The organism is Armatimonas sp., from assembly GCF_043760365.1.
Classification (GTDB): Bacteria; Armatimonadota; Armatimonadia; order Armatimonadales; family Armatimonadaceae; genus Armatimonas.
Genome location: NZ_JAYUPA010000952.1, coordinates 1 through 8009 on the forward strand (window position 1 = coordinate 1; position 8009 = coordinate 8009).

Consider the following 8009-nt stretch of genomic DNA (forward strand, 5'->3'; position numbering starts at 1 on the left):
CGCACGAGTACCATTAGCCGCCACCTGGTAGGGAATCCCAAACGCATCCCCATACCCGAACTCACTCTGACCAACACCGCTATCGTCCACCACGGCGCGAGTGCTGCCCAGGCCATCGAAGAGGTACCAGCCACTCAGAACCGGCGAGTAGACAGGCGGCGGGCCGTTGCTCGTCACCTGGTACTTGAACAGACGCAGACGATCTAGCCCGATGTCGTAGCGCGTGATGAGCGGCAGGGCGTTGTTGACCCACTCCCACTCCTGGATCACCTCCGCATACGGCTGGCTCGTGTCCACAAGGTACTGATGGTGCTCCACGCCCGTCACCCCGTAGCCCATGCCCACCGTGCCGTACTGTGGGCGCGGGCGACCGTGCGGGGGCGCGACGGCTCCGAGGCTGGGAAGTACCTGGACGAGGGCGAGGAGCAGGCAGAGGAAGCGGCGCATGACGTGAGAGGATTCTACCAGAAAGGCAAAGGGCGACTCGCAGAGCGCCACCAAAGCCCAGAACGACGCTCTCGCAGCTCTACAAGCTTTTGTCGGCCCGCTCAACCGTGGCGCACGTATTGTCTGCAAAGGCCGCCCCTTCCCTCTCCCCTTCCTTCGTAGAGGGAAGGGGCCGGGGGATGGGTTCGGGTTATGGCCGCGCCGCGTTCTTCCAGTTGCCTGCCCGATCCTCGCCCGCCACGACAATGCCTTTGTCGTCCCAGCCGAGATGCGCCTTGACCTCGGCGGCGCAGTAGCGCAGCGTCAGGCCGCAGCGACGGCGGTCAGAATCATTGGGTTCGGAGCCGTGGAGCAATAGGTCGGAGTGGAGCGAGGCTTCCCCGGCGCGTAAGCTATCGTCCACGGGGGCGTCGCCGAAGCGCTCGGCGTTTTCGATCTTGAGATTGAGCACGTTGTCCTCGGCGGCGCTGGTGGGCAGATGCATCACGGGGCCGTGCTTATGCGAGCCGGGGATAAAGCGCATGTTGGCGTTCTCCGGGTCGGCGTCGTCAATCGCCAGCCACACGGTCACGGTTTTACTGGGAGTCAGCGGCCAGAACACGGCGTCCTGGTGCCAGTCCACTTTTTTGCCGTCGTGGGGCATTTTGCAGAAAAAGTGTGCGCCCCAGCCGATCACATCGGGGCCGAGAATGTCAGAGACGGCGGCGGCGAGCTTGGGGTGCTTCAGAAGATCATAAACGAAGTCGTACTTGCGGTGCGCAGTGGCGATGGAGTAGCTGCTCCCACCCGAGGCGAGGGTCTGTGCTAAGATTTCGTCGAAGCGCACACGGAGCGCGGCAATTTCGGAGTCGCTAAAGATTGGGACGGGGCGGATATAGCCGTGCGTGTTGTAGTGCGCGAGCTGGTCGAGTGTGAGGAACTGAGGGTGTTGCGTGAGCGCCGGGTGAAAGCGTAGATCGCGCTCAATGTGGGTGAGGTCGTCGGGATCGGGGACATACCCCCGGGCAGGCGGCTTTGCGGATTCCATAGTGCCATTGTACAGCGTAGCCATCCCTATTCGAATTAGCAGGTTGGTAACCAAAGCGGAACATCCGATGATAAAATAGCGTAGGTTAATTACAGAACGGAAGGTAGAGCACAAAGATGCAACGACGGCGTGGTTCTTTTCTTTTTGGCGCAGGGGTTGTCCTTGCCACCGGGGTCGCCTTTGCCGGAGGAGCACGCTTGCGACAGGGGTCGCCCGTTGCCCGCGCACAGACGCTCCCCGTCGCACTGGGTCGGTCGCAGGTTGCGGAGAACGGCCACGCCGTCACTCCCCGAACAGCCGAGGCGCAGGACTTCGGCGGAACCTTTGAGACGGTCTATGCCCTCGTGAAAGACCAGTACTACGACATCCTCCCTACCGATACCAAGATGGCGCAGGGCAGTGTCAAGCTGATGGTCGCCTCACTAGAAGACCCCCGCTCCTACTACCTTGAGCCCGAGCAGCGCAAGCTCCTCGAAGACGAAGCCAAGGGCAACTTTCATGGTATCGGTGCCACCCTCTCGATCCAGTCTACCAAGACCAACGGCTACACCGACTATAAGATCGTGGTGGTGGCTCCCCTGCCGGGCTCCCCTGCGGAAAAAGCCGGGTTGATGCCGGGCGACACGGTCACCCACATTGATGGGAAATGGGTACTGGGCTACGACCCGCTCCTGCCTTTCTCCAAGGTCGCGATTCAGTTCCAGAACCGCGAAGTGGACGAGAAAGTCTACGAAAAAGCGCGTGTTAGTGCCCGAGATCGGATCACAGGGGGCATTCGCCTCCACGCCGCCGAGATGCTCCTGCGGGGCGACACGCTTCTGGCCAAGAGCATTGCCAGTAAAGAGAAGTACTCCCTGACCATCCTGCGCAAAGGACAGACAACCCCGATCAAAGTGGAGCTGACTCCTGCCGTGACGGCTGCCTCGGCGGTGACAAGCAAGGCCATTGAGGGAAAAGCGACCTACATTAGGATCCCCTACCTAAACCAAGGCTGCGATGAAGAAGTCGCCAAGATCCTGGAGAGCGTGCCTGCCGACAGTGCTGGCATCGTGCTAGATCTCCGGGGGACGCCGGGAGGCTCGTTTGAGGCCATGCAACGGATCGCAGGGCTTCTCGTGGGGCGAGGCATCGTGGCGCAGGAAGTCGGTCAAGGGGGCAAGAAGAGCAATCTGCTCGCCAATGAGGCCGCGAAAATTAAAGTTCCCCTGACCGTGCTCGTCAACAATGGCACTGCCTCCACTGCAGAAGCGTTGGCCGCGTGTCTGAGCGAGCGCACGGGAGCACCTCTGGTTGGGGAGAAGACCTTTGGAGATGCCCAGGTGCAAGGGATGTATCTCCTGCAAGATGGCTCCGCCTTCACCCTCATCACGGGCAAGCTTCTTAGTGGGAAGGGAGTTGCCTGGGCCGGGGTTGGGCTCACGCCTCAGGTTGCCGTCGCAGCGGAGACCCTGGAGAGTGAAGTGCTCGCCCGAGCGGTGGCCACTCTCAAGAGCCGCTCCCAGATCATCGCGGGCACTCCAACGATACGGGGGAAGGGTTAGACCATGGTACGCAGTGTCATCAAAGGTATTGCAGCGACAAGTCTGGTAGGAGCAGCTTTCTTCAGCGGCTTCAATCTCCAGATCCTCCAGGGGCACAAGGAGGATCTGCTTCGAATCACCCCCACCCTCCTGGCAGCACGTCTGAGCGAGGCGACCCGGCCCGCAGCCGCAAAGGCAGGCTCCAGCGATCTTTCGCCCGTTGACACCTACCACAGTGTTCTGGAAAAGATCCTCAGTGAGTACGGTGCGCCGCCCAGTGAAGCCAAGGCACTCGCCACCTGGCGCAACAAGATCCGCTACGCGGGAATTGATGGGATGCTCCTGGCCATTGGAGACCGCTACACCGAGTACTGGAATCCTGAGGAGTTCAAGCGTAACATGGAAGACACTCAGGGCCGCTTCTTCGGAATCGGCGCAAAACTGGATGTCACCAAAGACAAAAAATACCCGATGATTATCGAGCCCATCGAGAACTCCCCCGCATGGCGCGCGAAGCTCAAGCCCGGGGATGTGATTGTCGAAGTGGACGGTAAGTCAGCGCTTCTCTCGGACCAGCAGCACCTCGATGATGTGATCAAGCGCATCAAGGGAGAAGAAGGCACTAAAGTCAAGCTCACACTGCGCCGTGCCACCGAAAAAAAGGACTATGTCTTCACCCGAGAGCAGGTTAACTCCCCGGTAATTGACTCCTGGATGCAGGACGATACTGCCAAGATCGGCTATATCCGCCTCGACCTCTTTAGCGAGGAAGCTGATGTGCAGTTTGGAATCGCTTTTGAGCGCCTTCAAAAACAAGGAATGAAGTCTCTTATTTTTGACATGCGCAACAACCCAGGTGGAATGCTCCATGTCGCGCAGGATCTCGGCTCCCGATTTTTGTCCAGCGGCCCGGTGACGTGGCTCAAGGAGAAAAACGGGCAGATGCGCTCGCTGGATGTGGATATAGACCGGCGACGAAGTATTCTAGCCACAGGAAAAATCCCCACGGTGGTGCTCATCAACGGCGGCTCCGCAAGTGCATCCGAGATCGTCTCCGGCGCGATCCAGGACGGAGGCGCGGGCTTCCTGATCGGGACACGTAGCTTTGGCAAGGGTCTGGTGCAGACCATTATCCCGCTTCAAGACCGGGAAGGTGCGGTCAAGATCACGACCCAGCGCTACTACACCCGCGGTAAGCGCGACATTAATACTTTCCGCGATGAGTCTGGCACGGTCACCAAGCTTGGCGGCGTCAAGCCAGACATGGTGCTGACCGAGACAGAAAAAGACATCGAGATACAGTGGGCCGCCCTGCGCGACAAGCCTTTTGACAGACGCTACGCCGCAAAGTTCAGCCCCCAGATCGCCAAGGGAGTTGAGCTTCTCAAGGCACGAATGGCGGGGAAACCTTGGCCTAAGTCAGAAAAAGACATCCCCGACAAGCCCGAGAAATCCGAGACGGTGAGCACGAAATCAAAGAATCCTGTCGGCCCCTACGCAAAGCCTTCTGCACTTCCCCTGACAACGGAGATTGACAGCACGGATAAGTAGCCGGAAGCAAGCTATAAAAAAAGCCGGGGCAGCTCACTGCCCCGGCTTCTCATTTGTGTTTATGCACTTTCAAGTGCGATATTCCCACCATCAACACTCATCGTGTAACCGAGCTTCTCAAAGAGACGCACGGGCACAAACATCGTGTCTGCATCAATAAAGGGAGCGGCCTGCAGCTCCACAGGCGTCCCACTAATGTCCACAATTGGGTTATCTGCCTGAACCTGAAGAACATAATCTCCCATCTGAATCCTGGCAACCTTGGCCACATGGTCGAACTCTGCATAGCCGCCCAGCGCTTGCGCGACATTGGCCAGCGGCACGAAGGTTGTCCCCTCACCCAGAACGGGCTCGGTGATTCCCTCGATATCAATTCCCTCAATTTTGTACGGCATGTTTTTCGTTCCTACTTACCGACGATAATCGCGTTCTTGACAGTTCCACCAGCGGCTTTGATCAGCTCATCAGCCTTTGCCTTCAGTGCTTGATCGGCGACCTTTCCGGTCATGACCAGCTCCTCTTTGGCATTCTTCTGGATCTTGACACCAGCAAGCCCAGCATCCGCCTTGAGTGCTTCCATTAGCTTGGCGGGATCGGTGACCGCAGCGGCCGTGCCAGCGGCCGCCATCTTACCACCGGCATCTGCCGCCCTCTTGTCAGCATCTATAGCAGCGCCAGTACCAGCATCGGCTGCCTCTTGAGGCTTCGGACACCCCACGAGAACGACCGAGAACACAGACAGTGTCACCGCAAACAGAGCAAATTTTCTATACATAGTGTATTCCTCCTACCTTTTACAGCCTAGCGTTTTTTTGTTTTTCTGTCAAGTGCTGTGCCTGAATGATCCACAGTCCTCGCCTGCTAACGCCTCTTGCGACAAGGACTAATTTCTCTTTGTGTCGCAAATCCCGTGACGGGTGATCGTGGAGTAGTCGCTAAGCCGCTTTCCCGAGTGCCTTTTGGTGCTGCTGGTACTCACGGTTCAGGGTGAAGACATGATTTCTCACCCATCCCGAGGCCCAATCAGCAGTCCCGCCCATGAGCGGAAGCTGCGCACATTCTCGTGCCTCACGTAGGTTAGTGATACCCGCTCGACGGAGTGTCTGAATATGCGCTTCGCGAATCCCGCTCACCTCGAGAAGACGGTTAATGGAGCACTGGGTGAGCTGCTCATCTACCCACTGCGTTTGTGTCAGGACTGCGGCACGCTCCCTCGCTGGGTCATGTGTGAGCAGTTGCTTACTTGATGGAGAGTTAACCGGAGAAATGGGCTCCGGTTTTCGAAAGAGAGATTTGAGCCATTCCATACTTCTAATATCAGTTCAACTATTTTTTACCCTCAGAGCGAATTTGTTTTTTCTATCGTAAATCCCGTGATATTTTTCCGTAGCGATAATCGCCCAAGCGCCCGGTATAATGGCCGAATGTCCACCCCGTTTGTTCACCTCCACAATCACTCCGAGTTTTCGCTTCTAGACGGTGCTTCCAAGATAAAAGATATGGTCAAATACGCCGTGGAGATGGAGATGCCCGCACTGGCCCTCACTGACCACGGCGTGATGTACGGCTCCTTTGAGTTCTATACGGCAGCGCGTGCGGCGGGGATTAAGCCGCTGATCGGCAGCGAGCTGTACGTGGCGACGCGAGGGCGCAAGGACCGCGATCCAAAACGCGACGGGAACCATCACTTGGTGGCAATCGCCAAGAACGAAACAGGCTACAAAAATCTCATGAAGCTGGTGACGTTAGCATCGCTGGAGGGTTTTTACTACAAGCCGCGCGTGGACAAAGAGCTGCTTGCCGAGTACTCCGAGGGACTGATTATCTGCTCCGCGTGCATGGGCGGCGAGCTGGCGCAGGCGATCATGAAGCAGAGCTACGAGGACGCCAAGAACGTCGCGGCATGGTACCGCGAAGTCTTCAAAGACGATTTTTACTTAGAGGTGCAAGGGCATCACGCCACGGGGCAGTGGGATGTGAACGCCGATGTCAAGCGCATTAGCCGCGAGCTGGGCATCAAGATGGTGGCGACCAACGACAGTCACTACCTCAGGGCCGAGGACGCCGACCCGCACGATGTTTTGATCTGTATCCAGACGGGCACCACCGTAAACGACCCCAAGCGCATGCGCTACGAACCACGGGAATTTTATCTAAAAACCTACGCCGAGATGATGGGTGAGTTCGAGCACTTCGCCCCCGATGCTATCGAGAACACGCTGGAGATCGCGGAGAAAGTCAACTTAGAGATCGAGGTTGGGCGTGCCCCGATGCCCGTGGTTGGTGTAGACCCGGGCAGCGATGCCCAGACCACGATAACGCGCATGTGCTGGGAGGGGCTGGAGCGCCGCCTGCCCAAGAACGAGCTGGAACACAAAGAGAGGCTGACCTACGAGCTGGACATTATCGAGAAAACAGGCTTTGCGCAGTACTTCTTAATTGTGCGCGACATCGCCCAACACGCACGGCAGAGCGGGATTTTCTTTGGCGTTCGCGGCTCGGCGGCGGGCTCGCTGGCAAGCTACTGTCTGGGTATTACCGATCTTGACCCGATTGAGTACAACCTAACGTTTGAGCGCTTCTTAAACCCCGAACGCGTGCAGATGCCCGATATTGACATGGACTTTGAGGACACGCGCCGCGCCGAGGTAATCGAGCACGTGACAAAGCAGTACGGCAAAGACAATGTCAGCTACATCACCACATTTGGGACCCTCGGGGCCAAAGCGGCACTGCGTGACGCGGGTCGGGCGCTCGCGATGCCCCTGCCAGATGTGGATCGAATCGCTCGCATGATCCCTGCCCTGCCACTGGGAATCTCGATCACCCGCGCCATGCAGGGCTGGCCGGAGAAAGACTATCCTGGAAACCCGGAAATGGTCGCGGCCTACGAGAGTGAGGAGCTGGCCCGCAAGCTCATTGATACTGCCAAGCGCATTGAGGGCATCACGCGCAACGAGTCCGTGCATGCTGCCGGGGTGATGATCGCAGACAGGCCCCTGGTGGAGTACACACCGCTCCGAAAGCTCAACGACGGCTCACTGGCAACGCAGTACCCGCACAGCTCACTGGAGGCCATCGGGCTCCTGAAGATGGACTTTCTGGGGCTCGTCAACCTCTCGATCCTGAGCCGCGCCGTGAAGCTCATCCAAGAGACACGCGGCGAGACGGTGGATGTCTGGGACATTCCACTACACTACAATGAGCCTCGGGCACAGAAAGCCTACGACATGCTCGGGCGCGGCGAGACGACTGGCGTCTTTCAGCTAGAGTCGTCGGGGATGCGCAAGTACATCGTCGAGCTCAAACCGAACTCCGTGAAAGAGCTCTCGGCGATGGTGGCGCTCTATCGTCCCGGCCCTCTCGCCCATATTCCGCGCTATATCCAGTCCAAGTTTGATTCTAATAAAATTGAATACGAGCATGCACTTTTAGAGCCGATACTTAAAGAAACTTATGGCGTT

At 57.9% G+C, this 8009-nt stretch carries 7 protein-coding genes and 1 pseudogene; 3 read left to right on the forward strand and 5 right to left on the reverse strand.

The annotated features are described in order from the left end of the window. Positions 1–447 (reverse strand): annotated as a pseudogene (locus tag ACH2EH_RS24130) (hypothetical protein); the annotation flags it as partial. A 190-nt stretch (positions 448–637) separates the two neighbouring features. Beyond that, positions 638–1474, reverse strand: a complete 837-nt coding sequence (locus ACH2EH_RS24135; protein ID WP_395145832.1) for a phytanoyl-CoA dioxygenase family protein — start codon at positions 1472–1474, stop codon at positions 638–640. Positions 1475–1590: 116 nt separating this feature from the next. Here ACH2EH_RS24135 and ACH2EH_RS24140 point away from each other — a divergent pair, with 116 nt between their 5' ends. Then, entirely contained in the window at positions 1591–3015 is a 1425-nt protein-coding gene (locus ACH2EH_RS24140) for a S41 family peptidase (RefSeq protein WP_395145834.1), read from the forward strand. Between the two features lie 3 nt (positions 3016–3018). After that, positions 3019–4545, forward strand: a complete 1527-nt coding sequence (locus ACH2EH_RS24145; protein ID WP_395145835.1) for a S41 family peptidase — start codon at positions 3019–3021, stop codon at positions 4543–4545. A gap of 59 nt (positions 4546–4604) precedes the next feature. On the opposite strand, the gene ACH2EH_RS24150 is transcribed toward ACH2EH_RS24145, so the two are convergent. From ACH2EH_RS24150 to ACH2EH_RS24160, 3 genes are all read right to left on the reverse strand, one after another. Further along, a complete protein-coding gene (locus ACH2EH_RS24150) occupies positions 4605–4940 on the reverse strand; it encodes a copper amine oxidase N-terminal domain-containing protein (RefSeq protein ID WP_395145837.1) in 336 nt (111 codons plus the stop codon). An 11-nt stretch (positions 4941–4951) separates the two neighbouring features. Further along, positions 4952–5320 carry a hypothetical protein gene (locus ACH2EH_RS24155; RefSeq protein WP_395145839.1) on the reverse strand — a complete coding sequence of 123 codons (369 nt, stop codon included), beginning with the start codon at positions 5318–5320 and terminating at the stop codon, positions 4952–4954. A gap of 160 nt (positions 5321–5480) precedes the next feature. Continuing rightward, on the reverse strand, positions 5481–5852 hold the full coding sequence (locus tag ACH2EH_RS24160; RefSeq protein ID WP_395145841.1) for a hypothetical protein: 372 nt from the start codon (positions 5850–5852) through the stop codon (positions 5481–5483). A gap of 117 nt (positions 5853–5969) precedes the next feature. Here ACH2EH_RS24160 and dnaE point away from each other — a divergent pair. Beyond that, positions 5970–8009, forward strand: a 2040-nt coding sequence (gene dnaE / locus ACH2EH_RS24165; protein WP_395145843.1) for a DNA polymerase III subunit alpha, incomplete at its 3' end; no start/stop codon positions are given.